At 48.9% G+C, this 18,281-nt stretch carries 15 protein-coding genes; all 15 read right to left on the bottom strand.

The window, feature by feature from the left end:
* Positions 1–95 precede the first annotated feature (95 nt).
* Positions 96–1,055 carry a thioredoxin-disulfide reductase gene (trxB, locus tag G3352_RS17650; RefSeq protein WP_063566502.1) on the bottom strand — a complete coding sequence of 320 codons (960 nt, stop codon included), beginning with the start codon at positions 1,053–1,055 and terminating at the stop codon, positions 96–98.
* Positions 1,056–1,225: 170 nt separating this feature from the next.
* Positions 1,226–2,959, bottom strand: a complete 1,734-nt coding sequence (locus G3352_RS17655) for a tetratricopeptide repeat protein (protein ID WP_163758388.1) — start codon at positions 2,957–2,959, stop codon at positions 1,226–1,228.
* A 193-nt stretch (positions 2,960–3,152) separates the two neighbouring features.
* A complete protein-coding gene (locus G3352_RS17660; protein WP_163758390.1) occupies positions 3,153–4,907 on the bottom strand; it encodes a hypothetical protein in 1,755 nt (584 codons plus the stop codon).
* 94 nt (positions 4,908–5,001) lie between these two features.
* The gene (locus G3352_RS17665) at positions 5,002–5,874 is read right to left on the bottom strand and encodes a carbohydrate ABC transporter permease (RefSeq protein ID WP_063566505.1); all 873 of its coding nucleotides are present in this window, start codon (positions 5,872–5,874) and stop codon (positions 5,002–5,004) included.
* Between the two features lie 62 nt (positions 5,875–5,936).
* The gene (locus G3352_RS17670) at positions 5,937–6,833 is read right to left on the bottom strand and encodes an ABC transporter permease (protein ID WP_163758392.1); all 897 of its coding nucleotides are present in this window, start codon (positions 6,831–6,833) and stop codon (positions 5,937–5,939) included.
* Positions 6,834–6,969: 136 nt separating this feature from the next.
* A complete protein-coding gene (locus G3352_RS17675; protein WP_163758394.1) occupies positions 6,970–8,571 on the bottom strand; it encodes an extracellular solute-binding protein in 1,602 nt (533 codons plus the stop codon).
* A gap of 336 nt (positions 8,572–8,907) precedes the next feature.
* Positions 8,908–11,160, bottom strand: coding sequence for a helix-turn-helix domain-containing protein (locus tag G3352_RS17680; protein WP_163758433.1), 2,253 nt, complete (start codon positions 11,158–11,160; stop codon positions 8,908–8,910).
* A gap of 292 nt (positions 11,161–11,452) precedes the next feature.
* Positions 11,453–12,400 carry a ribose-phosphate diphosphokinase gene (locus G3352_RS17685; protein ID WP_076292000.1) on the bottom strand — a complete coding sequence of 316 codons (948 nt, stop codon included), beginning with the start codon at positions 12,398–12,400 and terminating at the stop codon, positions 11,453–11,455.
* A gap of 81 nt (positions 12,401–12,481) precedes the next feature.
* A complete protein-coding gene (gene hisJ / locus G3352_RS17690; RefSeq protein ID WP_163758396.1) occupies positions 12,482–13,306 on the bottom strand; it encodes a histidinol-phosphatase HisJ in 825 nt (274 codons plus the stop codon).
* 11 nt (positions 13,307–13,317) lie between these two features.
* Positions 13,318–14,046, bottom strand: coding sequence for a bifunctional phosphoribosyl-AMP cyclohydrolase/phosphoribosyl-ATP diphosphatase HisIE (gene hisIE / locus G3352_RS17695; protein ID WP_163758398.1), 729 nt, complete (start codon positions 14,044–14,046; stop codon positions 13,318–13,320).
* Positions 14,039–14,800, bottom strand: coding sequence for an imidazole glycerol phosphate synthase subunit HisF (hisF, locus tag G3352_RS17700; protein ID WP_163758400.1), 762 nt, complete (start codon positions 14,798–14,800; stop codon positions 14,039–14,041). The genes hisIE and hisF overlap by 8 nt, the downstream gene beginning before the upstream one ends.
* A gap of 67 nt (positions 14,801–14,867) precedes the next feature.
* Positions 14,868–15,602, bottom strand: a complete 735-nt coding sequence (hisA, locus tag G3352_RS17705; protein WP_024634114.1) for a 1-(5-phosphoribosyl)-5-[(5-phosphoribosylamino)methylideneamino]imidazole-4-carboxamide isomerase — start codon at positions 15,600–15,602, stop codon at positions 14,868–14,870.
* Between the two features lie 110 nt (positions 15,603–15,712).
* Positions 15,713–16,333, bottom strand: a complete 621-nt coding sequence (hisH, locus tag G3352_RS17710) for an imidazole glycerol phosphate synthase subunit HisH (protein WP_163758402.1) — start codon at positions 16,331–16,333, stop codon at positions 15,713–15,715.
* Positions 16,334–16,336: 3 nt separating this feature from the next.
* Positions 16,337–16,966 (bottom strand): imidazoleglycerol-phosphate dehydratase HisB, encoded by a 630-nt coding sequence (gene hisB, locus G3352_RS17715; protein ID WP_063566514.1) that lies wholly within the window; start codon positions 16,964–16,966, stop codon positions 16,337–16,339.
* Positions 16,959–18,263 carry a histidinol dehydrogenase gene (gene hisD, locus G3352_RS17720; RefSeq protein ID WP_163758404.1) on the bottom strand — a complete coding sequence of 435 codons (1,305 nt, stop codon included), beginning with the start codon at positions 18,261–18,263 and terminating at the stop codon, positions 16,959–16,961. Before hisD ends, hisB begins: the two co-directional genes overlap by 8 nt.
* Between the last annotated feature and the right edge of the window lie 18 nt (positions 18,264–18,281).

Raw genomic sequence — 18,281 nt, forward strand, 5'->3', positions numbered from 1 at the left:
GTTTCAAAAAAAGAGAAGCCTTCCGGCTTCTCACATCATGAGACTTCCCGTTGTCTCTTCTACTTAATTTATGCCAAACCATGCCCTTTTCATGCTTACTTATCCAGTGTTTCGCTCCAGTCATGCACAATGCTGCCTTCAAGGAATTTCTCGCAGTCCATTGCAGCCATACATCCTGAACCTGCTGCTGTAATGGCTTGACGATACTTCGTATCCTGAACATCACCGCAGGCGAATACACCCGGAATATTGGTCTCGGTTGTACCCGGTTTAACGACAACATAGCCGTGTTCATCCAAAGTAATTTGGTTGCTCAGGAAACCCGTATTCGGTGTGTGTCCAATGGCAATGAATACGCCATCCGCTTCAAGCAATTCTTCCTGTCCAGTCTCGTTATTGCGTACCTTTAGCCCTTTAACACCAAGAGCCTCAGGCACAACTTCGAGCGGTGTACGGTTCAAAGCCCATTTCACCTTCTCGTTGCTGCGAGCCCGATCCTGCATAATTTTCGATGCACGTAATTCGTCCCGACGGTGAACCAAGGTAACGTCTGTTGCAAAGCGGGTCAGGAAGCTGGCTTCCTCCATCGCAGAGTCTCCACCGCCAACAACAACGATCTTTTTACCACGGAAAAAGAATCCGTCACAGGTGGCACAGGTACTTACCCCACGTCCCACATTCTCCTGCTCTCCGGGAATACCGAGATAACGGGCCGAAGCGCCGGTAGAGATAATGATCGATTCGGCTTCCAGTTCTCCGATGCCTCCAACTTTAACCTTGAAGGGCGGTTTGCTGAAATCCACTTCTTCCACCCAACCATTTTTGAACTCAGCTCCAAAACGCTCCGCTTGCTTGCGCATATTGTCCATCAGTTCCGGACCCATAATGCCTTGCGGAAAACCAGGGAAATTCTCAACTTCCGTTGTCGTCGTCAATTGACCACCCGGCTGAAGACCTTCGATAACCAGTGGGTTTAGATTAGCACGAGCTAGATATATCGCTGCTGTCAGACCCGCAGGTCCGGTTCCGATCACAATCGTTCTGTATTTAGACATATAGATACAGCCTCCTTAATAAGGTTGAGAGTGTGTTGAGTGGCGATTAACTTGCTATGATGATATCCTACAGGCATGTCGAGACCTATTCGTTAAGTTTACCCGTTTTCCAGGCCTATGTATCCTTCACGCAATGAAGTCTATCCCAAAGCGAGATTTTCAAGGAACATTTACTGGATCGGTGGGTTGGAATTGCACACTTTATTGATTTGCCGTGCATATTTGCTGACAGTGGCAGCTGATATGCCATACCGGTCGGCTATGCTTTGGTAGGTCACTGGACGACTATGAATTTTAGCAGCCAGATATTCCAATCCCGCAGCCAAACCTTCAATTTGCTTCGTGCCAGGCACCTCCGGGTGTACGCGAGATACATAATCGGTCCACAGCCGTTCCATTTCTTGCTGCAATTCGGCTTTGGCTTCAGACATCTGTAACGCACGGTCCACGACCGCCTGCCAATGCGAAGAAGCTTTCGTCTCCGTTTGTTCCGTCATCGACTCCATCTTCGGAATGGTGCGTTTGCTCAATGCAGTTAGCGGTCGCAGAACAGGAGAATCATCCTGCTCAGCTTCTTCTGAACTAAGACCGTTTAATACGGAACGAGCGGCTTCCACCAATTCCTGATCCTCACCAGGTTCCTGGATAAAGGATTGCAGTGCCTGTTGCACCTCATAATCACCAATCATGCCAAGAGCATGAATGACCTGAAGCTTGGTAGCCCGATCCCCATGTCGCAACGCCCAGAAGAAAGAGGAACGGATCAATGGATCATTTTTCATCTCTTCAGGTATGCCATTGCCATAGTTCTCCCATTGTCTGAATTGCTCGTCAAATGGCAGATGATAGTGATAACTTAGTTTCTCCGGATCTTTTTCTCCTTGTCTCACAGCCTCAAGACCCGACAGATAGTACCGGGATACTTCCGAACCCGGATCCAGCTTGCCTACATGACGCCACAGACGTTCAGCGGAATCGTAACGTTCAGTATTATAAGCTGCGACTGCTGCATAATGTGCGAGAGCCGGGTCCGCAGCGGTTTCTTCATCCTTCAACAGGCGACGGAAATGTACATAAGCCGTATCATGTTGTCCCAGGATACCCATCGTGGTAGCCAGTTTGTAGACCTGTTCGTGCTGGAAAGGCACGATGACACGCAATTTTTTGATCAGAAGCAGCACTTGGTCGGCTCGATTCTCGTTCTGGTGGAAAATCGCCAGATTACACAGTGCATGCAAATTACCTGGCTCCTGCTCCAGTACCTCGGCAATCGTCTCTTTCGCTTTGGGAAACAGCCCCATATAATAATAGGCAAGCGCCAAGTTGTTGCGAGCAGCCAAATAATCAGGATAATCGGGTGACATGTCTTCCAGCAGCTCAGCCGCCTGTGCAAACTTCCCTTGTTCCAACAATTCCCGCGCCTGATCGTGTTCAACGACACCCTTACGTGATTTGATCCGGTTCAGTTTGGCTGGTCGATCCAGCTCGTAGTACAGAAGCTCCATCATCTCTTCGGCTTCCGTCATAAACTGACCTTGGGTATCCTCCTCCAAATACGTAACAAGCGCTTGCTCAGCTTCTTCAAACCGATCCATATTCGCATAATTGTTCGCCATGTAGAAATAACATTCCGTCATGGACGGATCTACCACGTCGAGCACATGCGCAAGAACGGCATTGGAAGCCTCGTAATCCCCCTTCTCTGATAATATACCCGCCATATTACAATGATTCACCGGATTTTCCGGTTCATATTCAACAGCTTTACGAAAATATTTTAATGCCTTGTCGACGTGATTACGGTCCAGCGAGCGGACAGCTCTCTCAAAAAAGAAAGAAGCATCCAAGTGAATCGGTATTACATTGGCAAGGTGTCCCTCAGCCCGCAGTAGCTTGCCCTTCATCTTCCAAGGCACCTCCTCTTTGCTTTCATTCATACTCTCCAGTATACCACATCTTAAGGCCCACTTCTCAATATGTAGTTTCATGTCGTTTATGCCAAAAATGCGCAAAAAAGATGACACCCCCTCATCCCTTTCGAATGAAATGTCATCTTTTTGCTTCATGTACTCTTCCTTATAGAGACATTCATCAGAATTACAGCTTTAACGCCATGGATGGCGAAAGAGAGATATGAACTGTCTTGTGGAAAGGGGTCATAAAGTTAACCAGTACAACCTTACACTTATTAGGCAGCTTTGCCTCACGTACGGTTGCTGCCAAATGCCCCACCTCTCCCCCGGTTAGCTCAATCCAGTCATCTCCACAGGAATAACGCAATGTGCCGCTCTTCCACAGATAATGGCCTTCATCCGTCTCAAGCAATTCCCCCTGGGAAAGCTCGCCCTCGCTTCCGAACACGAAAGACAGCTGCACCATAAGCTGCTCCGGCTGCTCTCCCGCCAGTTTCAGGGTCCAGCCATTTTCCGTTCGTAATACTTCCGTCTGTACAAGGAACGTCTGTTCATGGGTGAGATCTCGACTCTGATGGGGCAACAAATACCACGGACTGATAGCTGTTCCCGCCGTCTCAGGCAGTTGACTGTCCGGGATTGGACCGTAATAGCCTTTCTTCTGTTCGCCCGTTAGAAGGTAACCTGCTGGCAATCGAGACATGTGCTGCATCGGCACATATCCTGGATTAAAATAGGAGGCCAACTGAACGGCCAGTAGACGTACGGCACCATGACGAAGGGCAAAGAATGAAGGCACCTCCGTCATTACAGTCGCACTTGTATTACCGGAACGAATACGTGCTACAGGTGCGCCGAAGTCCTTATGCAACCGGCTGTGCGAGATGTGTCCATGATGACCTGCCGAATCCATTCGCTGTAAATAGTCATCCCGCACAAATCGTTCGTTCAGTATGATCTCGTACCGCTCAGGCAGCTGTTCGCGTGTCTTACCTGCCTGCTGCTGAAGCTCAGGCTCCAGCAGCAGCCGGACGAGCGCATTGACCGAACAGACGCCGGGATCTGTTAACATTTCTCCCGCCCAATCGGCCATGCCGGCAAAGATCGGATCACCGTCCAACCGGGCCATAATGGCATACGGCAAGTAATACGGTGATAAATCATGCACGCTCCCCAGATCCTGGCGACCTGAATAATCCGTAACAACCTCACCTGTTGGATGAACAAGGTACACCATCATGCGAAGATTGAGTCTCACCGGGTCCAGCAATTCAGGGCGGTTCAACAGGCGTGCCGCGTGAATCAGCATGATGTTGCTAACCGCGTTGTAGATTCCGTTGCTTCGTTCAGTCCACTCCCCATCAGGCGTAATATCCATACCTTCAGCCAGCCACTGCTCTGCACGCTGCACAGCTTCCTCCAGGTCAAACAATTGATGCAGGAAACCGAGCGCCGCGCATAGCACCCAGCGATGATTCGGCGTATGACAGCCTCCAGTCAGCAAGACTGGAACAGTTCGTTCCAGAAACAGGCGCATATTGTCCAGTACAGGTTGCAATGGCTCCCAGTCCTGCTGCTGAAGAAGTTGATATAACTGGGCATATCCCACGACAAGAAATGCGGTATCCGGTGGAGAATGGGAATTGGTCCAACCAGGAGAGATGGAGCCGTCTGCATGCTGATTCCGGAGTACGTACTCCGATGCAAGCTGAAGACGATTTAACAGATCTTCATCCCGATAATAGATCGAATCCGGATTGGCGAGTGCTGCTCCCCAGTAACACATGTCCGTAGGTGTTCCGGTCGTATGGTTGACCCAGGCAATCCCAGTATAAGGGTCAATCGTTCCTCCATAATAGCGGCTGTCCGGATCAAGCACTTGCCGTGATATCCCTTTTTTCACTGCTCTGTCATTGCTTTCCAACAGTTGTCTGTACATGTCTATTCCCTCCAAACAAATGCCGATGTGCGAAATAATCGGCGCAGTAATGCTGTCATCTGGTTAATCACGATTGGCTTAAGAAAACCTATGATCAGCCCTTAACTGCTCCAAGCATGGCACCGCTAACAAAATATTTTTGCAGCCATGGATAGACGAGCAGAATCGGTACGGTTGCAAAAATAACGGTGGCCGCCTTGAGACTTTCCGGGGTTAATGGAGCGCGATTGGCGCCTTCCATCTGTGTGAGCTCACTCACCATGTTGTTTTGCACCATTTGGAAGAGTTTGAGCTGAAGTGGATACAGCTTAGGATCATTAATGTACATCAGGGAATCCTGGAAGCCATTCCAGCGTCCAACAGCATAGAACAACGCCAAGGTTGCCATGACCGGCATCGACAGCGGCAATATGATTTTCAACAATGTGTGCAGATGTGAACTGCCATCAATTTCAGCGGACTCCTCCAGACTTTCTGGTATACCATTGAAAAATGAGATCAGGATAATCAGGTTAAACGGACTGACCAGACCTGGCAGAATTAGAGCCCATGGCGAATTAAGCAAGTGCAGGTCACGAATGAGCAAGTACTCGGGAATGATCCCCCCACTAAAGAACATCGTAATGATGATCACGTACATGAAGAGCTTGCGGCCCTTCATTTTTTTCTTGGTCAACGGGTATGCAGCTGCGATTGTGAACACCATGCATAGCACCGTTGTCACAATCGTTAACAGGGTCGTATATCCCAAGGAATACAGCATCGAATGATCGGAGAAGACCTTAACATACGCATCCCAATTGAACTCCTTAGGAAAAATGGTGACTTCACCCGATGTAATGGCACGATTGGAGCTTAATGATATGGCAATCGTGTGCAGAAACGGAGCGAGACAGAACACGACGAATAAGCTAATAAACAGGATGATAACGGTATCAAAAATCCGGTTTGAGGTGCGTTCACTCATATGCGCACAACTCCTTTACTGATGGTATACATATAGAGCAGCTTAGCGTACCTTCTGTTCTTTTACAGAATTCCTTCACCTGTTGTCTTTTTCGATATATAGTTCGAACCAAGTACAAATATAAGTCCAACGACTGCCTGGAACAATCCCACGACGGTTGCCAGCGTATATTGTCCCGATTCCAGCCCGACCCGGTATACAAAGGTACTGAGCACATCGGAGTATTCACGTACTGCCGTGTTCCCGATAATATAAGGACGATCAAAGCCGATGCTGACCATATGACCCAAATTAAGAATGAGCAGGGTTACGATGGTAGGCTTGATGCTTGGCAGGGTTATATGCCAGATTTTCTTCAGCCGTGTCGCTCCATCAATCTCTGCCGCTTCGAACAATTCCTTATTAACACCCGTCAGCGCAGCCAGATACAGAATGGTTCCCCAACCTGCACTTTGCCAGACACCTGTGAACAGGTACGTCACGAGCCAGGGATTTTTTTCAGTCAAAAATGGAATCGGGTTTAAACCCATGCTTTCAATTACACCGTTTACCATACCGGATTGGTTACCGAATAACTGGTACACAATGCCCCCAATAATGACCCACGAAATAAAGTGAGGGATATACAGAATCGTCTGCGATATTTTTTGAAACCATTTAAACCGAATTTCATAGAGCATGATGGCTAATATAATGGGAGCAGGAAACGAAACGATTAGATCAAGAAAATTCAGCATAAAGGTGTTGCGCAACGTGGTGTAGAAATCTCGCATCCCGAATACCTCACGAAAGGCATCAAAACCGATCCACTCACTGCCGTTAATACCTTGAAACAGATTGAAATCCTTAAATGCGATCTGAACGCCATACATCGGTCCGTAGCGAAACACCACGAAATAGATGAGGGGCAGTGAAATCAACGCGTATAATTGCCAATACCTCTTCAAGTATGCGGTCAAGTCGGTCTCCTCCTAACAACGAAGAAACACTGTGCCGCCTTAACCTCAGCCGACGGCACAAGTCCCTTCATGAATGATGCGATATCAAGCTTGTGTACTTGGGATTCGTACGTTCATACATTCATATCTCCGACTATTATTTCGCAGCAAGCTCCTGAACCGCTTGATCCAGTTCCTTCTTCAGTTCTGTGCCGCCCAGGGACATGAAATCATTCATTTCCCGTTCATACACTGCGTCGAATTCTTCCGGTTTAGCCATTGCTGTTTTTACGATAATGACATTAAGCTTATCTTTGAGCGCCGTGCTGTACTTCATCTCTGCCTGAATCGGTTTGTCAAAAATGATGGGTCCTACCGTGTCGGTGTTGGCAATATCAATCGACTGTTTGAGCAATTCCTGATTGTTTTGCGGGAAGCCCATGACCCACGCTTTTTCGTTGGTAGCCTGATCACCGATATTTTTACCATTTGAGATAATAGCTGTATCCCCTGCGTTGAACAGACGATCCTTCGCTTCCTGTGAAGCATCCTCTTTGACGACCGGAATTCCGTCTACCAGATCGTAGTTCTCTCCTTCCACGCCACTGTAAATATCAATCAGGTTATTGTCTGATGCCATCCAATCCAAATATTTGATTGCTTCCACCGCACGTTTGCTGCTCTTCGGAATCATGATGTACATGCCGTTTGAACCGTAACGGGATTTGATATGTTTGTTGTCTACGTTTGCGTTGGTGTACGCATCGATCGGAAGCACTTTACTGCCCTGCGTATTTTTAAGCAAGTTATCCAGAGTGCCATCCGCATAGAAAATGGCGTCGACATCCTCAGACCAATAGCCAATGTTACCGTTCTGTACATCCTTCACCAGTTGAGCCTTATCTTCATCCAAACTGAAGTCCTTGCTGATCAAACCTTCATTGTATAGCTTGTTCATGAACTTCATCGCATCCTTGAAGCCTTCATGGAGAGGCAATTCATAACGTTGGGCATAAGTCAGATCCCCGCTGATCGGCTTGATGAATGAGTAAATTAATGTTTCGAACTGAGCTGGCGCCAGTGCCATTCCCATTGGAATGTTTTTGCTGCCAAGTCCACCAGGGTCCTTCTCTTTAAATGCTTTCAAAGTGGTATACAATTCATACGTCGTCTTCGGTACTGGCAATCCCAGTTTATCGAGCCAATCCTGACGAATATAAGAGCTATATCTGCCTGTGATGGCACGTTTGCCAGGAACTGCGAACTGCTGGCCCTCTAATTGACCAAACTTAAGGGTGTCCTCGCCAAGGAATTTTTTCAGGTTCGGTCCGTATTGATCAATCAACTCTCCCACATCAGTCAGACCACCTTGTTCGGCGTAACGATAAAATACACTTGAGTCATAAACAAATACAATATCCGGAACATCCGTATTACTCGCCATTAGGACATTCAGCTTGGTCACTTCCTCCGAGCGCTGAATCGGTACGAATTGTATATCAATGTTATTCGGATCGCCGAACCGTTCCTGGATCAGCTTGGACAAATAGTTATTCGTAATGGTATAAGGTGAAGGACTATTCCCGCGATCAAACACCTCCACTTTTAAGGTGACACGCTCGCCATTGCCTGATGCACTGCCTTCTGACTCCTGGTTCGATGCAGATGAACAGCCGGCTAGCAAGGAAACTCCCATTACCATAGTAAGCGCCAATCCCATCCATTTCTTTAGACTCCCTTTGGTTGCTTTTCCTGTCATTTTGTCATCTCCTTAGCATTGCGTGAATGTTTAAAGCTTGCCCAGAGTATTCCACATCTTTCCGTGCTCTGGCAATAAACTCGTTTCGGAAACGCTTACATAAGGATAATGGTTTATCCCGAGCGACGATTTTCGCAGACTGACTATATTCGTAAAGGACCCGAAAACAGGCGTAAATCAAGGGTTTCTTGCATAAGCGCAAGCCTCCAAGACGGAATACAGGTTTACACTAGCAGCAAAAAAAAGGCGGACTCCTACATGGCTTCTCCTGAGAAAAGCCTGTATGAATTCCACCCTGTGCTTAGCACGGTATAATGCGTAGCACTCACCTTTGAATTACGACTCGGAATCGTGATGTTCACGTTTCATACGGCGATAGTCTCCCGGTGTAATACCCTCAACCCGTTTGAATACACGTCCCAAGGTAATTCCATTGGCATACCCCACCTTCAAGGCAATGTCCTGTAGGGAAAGATCCGTACTCCGCAGAAGACGCTCCGTTTCCTTCATCCGCAATTCTGTAAGGAAGTCTACAAACTTCATATTGAACTCTGTCTTGAACAAATAACTTGCATGTTTGCCGGTAATCTGGAATCGATCGCTCAGATGTTTCAGCGAAAGATCAGGATTGGCAAACTGTTCCTCGATATAGTTTTTCATTTCATTGACCATCGCTTTGTAGCTCTTGGTTTCAGTTACCGACACATAAGTTCTGAACAAGTCCGTCAGGTCATCAAACAGAATGTCTTTCACACCTTCAAGTGTCTCCGCTTCTTTCATCAGCATCAACCACTTGTTTATGTTTTCCTCCGATAATTTCTCCTGCAGCTGTTCGGACATGACCGCTACTTCCCGACTGAGCATCTGTAGCATCGCCTGAATCAAGGAGTGAATCTCATCGTCTGGCAGCTTATCACGTTCAAAAGCCGCAAAGATTTCCTCCAGTTGATCACGCCACTGACTGCTCGACATCCGAAACCGTTTAACAAAATCAGCAATCATCTGCAAATAGGTATAGGTATCAAGCAGCTGCTGCTGGGTTTCTCCATATCCAGCCAGAGCAACATCACCGTCTCTCAGCAATCTGCGGTGCATCACAGTCTCAGCCGCCACGTATGATTCACGAATAGCCTTGATGCCCTTCGCAATCGGTCCGATACCGAAACTCAATGATATACGCAGATTCTGCTCAACCCAGGATCGGCATTCCTCCGCAACTAAGCGAATTTGCTCCGTCATATCCGGATTACCGTCTGTGGACAGGAAAAGGATCGCAATCTGATCCGAGCTGACCCATTCCGTCCAGCATTGCATACCCGCATTGCGTGAGAGCTCCTGCAGCACATTCATTAACGCAAATTTGAGTGTATTCTGCTCACCTCTCGTAAACCGTTCCTGGAATCCCTTCTCATATCGGTTGATTTCGCCAACCACAACAGCGAAGCATGACGAAGTATCCACGCCAGTTAACGGGGAAAGATCCTTTAATCGCTCTACCGCATGATCCAGATTCTCCCCATTCAGCAGATCGTTAAATAGTTTGCTGCGCTGCAGCAGCACGTTTTCCCTGCTCTTTTTGTCCGAATCCATCATATGGTTTATTAGGTTTTCCAACACGCCATCAATCAATTTCATCTCATCGGTCCGTGAGCCCGATTGCTCCAACACCCGAATCTGATGCGCCTCAATCCGATTCATAATAATCTGAATGGGTTTATAGTTGCGACGAGTAATATAGATAATATAGACGATCGCACAAATGACGGTAACAACCGCAATAATCACCCATACATAGGAAACCACCGAGACCCAACCATATAAGTTCCCCTCCTTGATCCCACTGGAGATCGTCCAACCCAATCTTTCCAGCGAAAGGGTGTTCAGCTCTTGGCCTTCTACAGCACCTTCACGATCTGAATGCGCATCGTAAACAATCTGACCGTCACGGTCAAGAATGCTCATGAAAGAAAGCTGTCCATTAACCATACTATCAATGCTCTGCTCGATGCTGCTCATCTTGATATTAATGACAAGCGCCCCATCGGAGCCGAATGGCAAAGGCATATCCTTATCCACCGTCAACACCCGAATAGGTGTACGCTGATTAACTCCTGCATCGAATTCCCTGACAGGCTGCCAGCCTGAAGTAAGAGAACCAGAGTCGATTCGGTCGATCCACGCCTTGTCTGAAAAGCTGTCTACATCCTTGGATCCGCTTGAGGTTAAAACGCTTTCATTTTTCTTGTCATACAAATAAATCGATTGGATCCAAGGGTTGGAACTCGTCAGCTCACGCAAGCTTTGTGCAATGCTATACACGGTCTCTTTGCCCACCTGGTTCTGGCTATTAAAATAGTACTTATAGGCCTGCTCACTCTGCACCGCTTCCATCACCGACAACTCAATATCCCGGATCGTCCGGTCCAGACTGTCCACCAAATAGCTGGAGGAGATACGGTCTGCTTTCCTTGTTTCTTCCCTGGAGATGTCATTAATGAAAACAAAAGCGATAAAAATGAGTACGGTCATGGTAAGAAAGAAAATAGGAAAATAAGAAAACAGTAAACGATAATACCAAGTCCGGGACAATAGACCCCACTCCTCACTCCACGACACCGTTGTATAATAGCCGTGGTTCTACTGTTCATCAAATCAGTTACATCTCTGGGATTGAATTCCCTATACACGCAGCCATAAAATCAATTTTAAGTTATTATAGCACAAGCCCCCAGGCAGCAAATGAGTAATCGATTCCCTCTTTCTCCTCAACTCATCCGCATCTCTATCCTAATCCATCATAAAAAAATAAAAACCGTGCTGAGCAGCAAACTACTCAAACACGGTACAATACACCTGAATTCGCACAAATCTGTGCTCATGATTAAATCCCTGAATCTTTAAACAACGTCGCCATGGAGCCACCATCCACAATAATGCGAACAGCACGCGCAAGCATTGGAGCTACGGGCAACACTTTGAAGCATTCGGGATGGTCATCCGGCAATGCGATGGAGTCTGTGACTACCACCTCGGCTATAGACGGGTGATTGAGCTTACTTAGTGCTCCGTCCGAGAACAGACCATGTGTTGCGCATACATATACGTTTTTGGAGCCTCGCTCCTTCAACCCTTCAACAACATTGAGAATTGTCGTTCCGGTATCGATTAGATCCTCAATAATAATTGGAGTCCGACCTTCAACATCCCCAATAACATGCGTAATGATCGATTCATTGTGGCTTGGCCGCTTCTTGATCATAATGGCAAAAGGGGAATCCAGACGATTCGCCAGTTTCTCCGCCATTGAAGCTCGTCCCGCATCAGGGGAAACAACCACCGGATTTTCAATCCCTTTACTCAGCAAATAATCACTGATGAGATCCAATGAAGTCATGTGATCCACAGGAATATTGAAAAATCCTTGAATTGCCGCTGCATGCAGATCAATGGTAACTACCCGGTTTGCCCCAGCTGTAGTTAACACATCCGCAACCATCTTGGCAGAGATCGGCTCACGCGGAGCAGACTTGCGTTCCTGACGGGCATATCCGTAATAAGGAACAATAATATTTACCGTACGGGCAGAAGCCCTTTTGGCTGCATCAATCATGACGAGCAGTTCTACGAACAACTCATTAATCGGATGAGATAATGATTGTACCAGAAACACATCACAGTTGCGGATCGTCTCTTCGTAGTGAACGTATATTTCTCCGCTCTTGAACCGGGACAGTTTGATCTTGCCTAGTTGTACACCCAGCTTGTCGCATACCTGTTCTGCCAGCTTAGGGTTCGATGAACCGGAAAAAATACGTAACGAATGCTGCATAATGCCCTCCCGAGGGTTGAAGTCCCAATATAATCCTTTAGCTAAAAAGGTTATTTCCTACCCTCATTATACTCCACTGGCTTATACATTTAAAGGAATGAAAGAACGATGACGGCCTTCAAAAACAGCAACTTCTGTACAGCCCAACTCACGCAAGAGAGCCTCGGCCTCAGGAAGATAATCCCCCAGCTTCAGCGGATCATGTGCATCGGAGCCAAGGGTCAGCGGAATCCCCAATCGAATGGCCTCGGTTAACATCCGGCGACCAGGGAACATCTCTGCGCAGGGCTTCGATAATCCTGATGCATTGAGCTCCATAGCACAGCCACTTTTCGCGATAGCTTGCAGTGCTGCGTTTTCAAGGGCTATACGCTCTTCAGTCTGCTCTGGTTCCGGAGTGAAGCCAAAGCGCTTGATCACATCTGTATGACCCATAATATCGTACATTCCCGTCGCTGCCGCTTTGCTCACAGCATCATAGTACTGACGATAGACTTTCAGTACGTCTTTGCCTTCCCAATGGTGGGTCTGGCGAAAATCTGTAATGTCCCATTCCCCGAGAAAATGGACCGATCCAATCACATAGTCCCAAGGGTAGCGTTCAATAATGGCCCGGATTTCTGTCTCCCAGCCTTCAATATAGTCGCCTTCGAGGCCGACACGCACTTCGATCTGACCACGGTAGCGCTCTTTCAGAGAGAAACACTCTTCCACATAACGCGGTAGCTCGTCCATGGGCATCGCCATCTCAGGATAATAGTGAGCGGGGTCTACATGCAGCAAAGGCATGTGATCCGACAGCCCGATCTGCGACAAGCCAATCTCCACCCCACGCTGCACATAAGCCTCCAGCTTGCCAACGGCATGTCCACACCGCTCATGGTGTGTATGATAGTCTATACGCACAGGCTCGCCTCCTAATCGCGGCGAGGCCGCTCGTGGCGACGGCTCAGCTCTGACATAATGTCATCCAGCGGCAGCTTGCGCTCTTGCAACAGAACGAGCAAGTGGTACATCAGGTCACTGACCTCAAGACGAAGCTCGTCATTGTCTTTATTTTTGGCGGCAATGATCGTCTCGGACGCTTCTTCACCGATCTTTTTCAGAATTTTATCAACGCCTTTATCAAACAGGTATGTCGTATATGCACCTTCCGGACGCTCGCGTTCACGCTCTGCAATGACCGATTCCAGTTCAGCCAGTACTTCAAAACGGTTTTCGGAGCTAGCACTTGCAGTAGTTGCACTAGAATCGCCTGAAGCCTGGTCTACGGATTGCTCTGGCAAACCCACGATTTCATTATGGAAACACGTCACTGCTCCGGTGTGGCAAGCAGGTCCGTTCGGCTTCACTTCAACCAGCAAGGTGTCACCATCACAATCATATTTCAATGAAGTAATCGTCTGTACGTTGCCTGAAGTTGCGCCTTTATGCCACAGCTCTTGACGCGAGCGTGACCAGAACCACGTTTCACCGGATTCCAGCGACAATTTCAGGGATTCCCGATTCATATAAGCCATCATCAGAACTTGACGTGTCTCTGTATCCTGCACAATGGCAGGTACCAACCCATCGCTCCAACGAATGTGTTCCACAACCTGCTCCAAGGATAACTGCTCCTTGATCTCATTGCTTACATTAGTCACGGATCTCCACCCCTTGCTCTCTCAAATGTTGTTTTAACGCCGGAACGGCGATTTCTTTGTAATGGAATATCGTTGCTGCTAGACCTGCATCCGCTTTGCCTGCCGTAAACACATCATAGAAATGGGATTCCTTTCCCGCGCCGCCTGAAGCAATGACCGGAATACGTACCGATTCGGATACCGCTGCAGTCAGCTTCAGATCGAATCCGTCCTTCGTTCCGTCCGCGTCCATGCTTGTCAGCAGAATTTCGCCAGCGCCTAAGGTCTCCGCCTGTTTAACCCAGTCCAGCGCCTTAATCCCTGAAGGTTTACGTCCACCATGCGTGTACACTTCCCATTCGCCCCAAGCCTCATTATACTTGGCGTCTATTGCAACGACGATACACTGGGAACCAAAGCGGCGTGCTCCGTCTGCAATCAGCTGAGGATTAAGCACAGCTGCCGTATTTACCGCAATCTTGTCCGCTCCTGCACGCAGAATGCGCTTCATGTCTTCCACCTTGGAGATCCCTCCGCCTACGGTAAAAGGAATGGCGATCTCACCCGCGGTTTGCCGTACCACTTCTTCCATCGTTTCGCGGCCTTCCACCGAAGCGGAGATATCAAGAAACACCAGTTCGTCCGCACCCTCGCGGTCATACAGCGCCGCCAGCTCCACCGGATCACCCGCATCGCGGAGATTGACGAAGTTAACGCCTTTGACAACCCGGCCGTCCTTCACGTCCAGACAAGGAATGATTCTTTTTGCCAGCATGCTCCTCTTCCTCTCTCCTGATGATCGTTATCGTGCAAATGTTATTTGAGCCTATATAGTATCGCTATTATTTATTTACCGCACGTACCGCTTCGGACAGATCAATACTGCCAGTATACAGCGCTTTTCCTACGATTGCTCCTCCGACACCATCTTCCGCATGCTTGCTTAAACGAAGCAGATCATCCATGACACTAACTCCACCGGAAGCAATCACTGTACGGCCACTTGCCTTCGCAAGAGACACGATCGCTTCCACGTTAGGGCCCTGCATCATGCCATCACGAGAGATGTCTGTGAAGATGAAGGTTTCTGCACCGAATGCCGCCAGTTCCTTCGCGAGTACCTCAGCCTGGACCTCCGATGTCTCCAGCCATCCACGTGTCGCCACATAGCCATTGCGTGCATCGATACCAATAGCTACTTTGTCTCCATATCGTCCCAGTACTTCTTCTGTAAAAGCGCGATCCTCAATTGCAGCTGTTCCGATAATAAGGCGACTCACACCGAGACCCAACAAACGTTCTACATCAGCCACTGTACGAAGGCCTCCACCTACCTGAACAGGCACGTTCACGGCCGAAGCAATACGCCCGATCAGCTCATCATTCACGGGATGACCTGCTTTTGCACCGTCCAGATCCACCAGATGAACGTATGTACCACCTTGCTTCTCCCAGGAAAGAGCAACTTGAACCGGGTCATCGTTATATACCGTCTCCTGATTGTAATCTCCCTGCACCAGTCTTACACATTTGCCGTCCCGGATATCAATTGCCGGATATATGATAAAAGATGACATACAAGGCCTCCTGAATATATTCATATTTGTGCTCTAGGCTACATTCTATATAAGTTTGCTACGTTATTTTATAAGGATGAATTAAAAATCATATGATCGGCTGATTATGTTTACGCCTTCGATCCAGTCAATGCCAGGAAGTTTCCAAGCAGCTTCATACCCAGCTCCCCGCTCTTCTCCGGGTGGAACTGCATGCCGAAATTGGAGCCTCTGCCAACAATCGCTGTAACCGGATGTCCGTAATCCGTTACTGCCAATAGATCGCTCTCTACGTCCGTACGTGCATGATATGAATGGACAAAATAGACATGACTTGCCTCAAGCCCCACGAATAGCGGATTTTCCGGGTGCAGGAACTGCAATCGATTCCAGCCCATATGTGGAACCTTTAATTCTCCCGGTGCGAATCGCACGACTTTACCCGGCAAAATATTCAATCCTTCATGCTCGCCATGCTCCTCACTTGAGCTGAACAACAGCTGCATGCCCAGACAGATGCCGAGCAGCGGTGTTGGTCCAGCTGCCGCTTCCTTCACCACTGCGTCCAATCCACTCTCTCGCAAGTGCACCATGGCATCGCCAAATGCACCTACACCTGGTAATATCACACCATCTGCACCAAGAATCGCATCCCGGTCACCTGTGACCAGCGCTTCGTAGCCAAGACGTTCGACCGCTTTGCCGACGCTGTGCAGGTTCCCCATACCGTAATCGACAATTGCAATCGCCATCGTCTACAGCACTCCCTTCGTGGAAGGCACACCTGTTACACGTGGATCAATCGTTGTTGCCTCATCCAGTGCACGCCCCAGTGCTTTGAAGATCGCCTCGATCATGTGGTGTGTATTTTGTCCGTAGTGTACGATAACGTGCAATGTAATGCGCGCTTCCAGCGCCAGTTTCCACAGAAACTCATGTACCAGCTCTGTTGAGAAGCTGCCCACTTGCTGAGATGGGTATTGTGCACGGTACTCAAAGTGAGGGCGGTTGCTGACATCGATGACTACCTGAGCGAGAGCCTCATCCATCGGTACAAATACACTCGCATAACGTTTGATGCCCCTCTTGTCACCCAATGCTTCACGAAGAGTCTGTCCCAGACAAATCCCGATATCCTCCACCGTGTGATGGTCATCAATATCAACATCGCCGCGCGCCTGTACGTTCAGATCGAATTGTCCATGCTTTGTGAACAGATCGAGCATATGATTCAGGAAAGGTACGTCCGTTTCAATCTCGGATTGCCCGGTTCCATCTACGGCAAAAGAAAGCTGAATGTTCGTTTCATTTGTTTTACGGTCTACCTCTGCCTGACGTACAGCACCCTTGTTCTGAAGGTCCAAACCATTATTCTGCTTATCCATTATCCGATTCCGCCTTTCCTTCCTGTTCTAACCGTACAGCGATCGCACGGGCGTGTCCTTCGAGCCCTTCATGCCGGGCCAGCTCTATAATCGCCGCTCCATTTTGGAGTAACGCTTCCTTGCTGTAATAGATCAAACTCGATTTTTTGATAAAATCATCCACGTCCACAGGTGAACTGAATCGGGCTGTTCCATTTGTCGGAATAATGTGATTCGGTCCCGCAAAATAATCCCCTACCGGCTCCGAACTATACGGGCCGAGGAAGATCGCTCCGGCATTCTCGATCCGGCCAGCGTAAGCCATGGGCTCCTGCACCATGATCTCCAGATGCTCCGGTGCGAGCCGGTTCACCACATCGATTCCCTCATCGATGGAATCGACCACAATAATCGCGCCATACTGCTCTACGGAAGCAGCAGCGATATCACGCCGCGGCAGCACTTCTAGCTGCTGCCGCACTTCGGCCTGCACGGCTTCCGCCAGCACGGCCGAGGTTGTGACGAGAATGGCCGATGCCATCTCGTCATGCTCCGCCTGCGACAACAGGTCGGCGGCGACATATACCGGATTCGCCGTATCATCGGCGAGCACCACAATCTCACTCGGCCCGGCGATACTATCGATATCGACTGCGCCGTACACCTCGCGCTTCGCGAGCGCCACGTATATATTGCCCGGTCCACAGATCTTGTCGACCGGGGCAATGCTCTCCGTGCCGTATGCGAGGGCGGCGATCGCCTGAGCGCCGCCAACCCGATACATCTCGCTCACGCCTGCTTCGGCAGCAGCCACGAGAATGTACGGGTTAATGCCTTCGCCGCCGTTCGTTGAAGGCGGCGTCACCAACACAATCTCCGGCACGCCAGCCACCTGTGCCGGAATCACGTTCATCAGCACCGACGAAGGGTACGCTGCTTTGCCGCCAGGTACATACACGCCGACCCGCTTCAGCGGCCGGATCACCTGGCCCAGCAGGCTGCCGTCCGGCTGCCAATCCATCCATGAGTTGCGTTTCTGCTTCTCATGAAAAGCACGAATGTTAGCGGCGGCCTGACGGATCGCCGTCACGAAGGAAGGCTCCACAGCTGCATAAGCTGCTTGCAGCTCTTCCTGCGGCACGCGAAGCTCCGAAGCCGTCAGCTTCGTGCGATCCAGCTGCTCTGTGTAACGCAGCAGTGCCGCATCTCCTTCCCGGCGAATGTCGCTGACAATGCGCCGTACCGTTTCATTTTGCTCCGGTGTACCGTATTCCACTTCCCGCTTCAGATCAAATTCCCGTGCAGGTACAATTTTCATGCGTACATCCTCCCTATC

Source organism: Paenibacillus sp. ALJ109b (genome assembly GCF_010747435.1).
GTDB lineage: Bacteria > Bacillota > Bacilli > Paenibacillales > Paenibacillaceae > Paenibacillus > Paenibacillus taichungensis.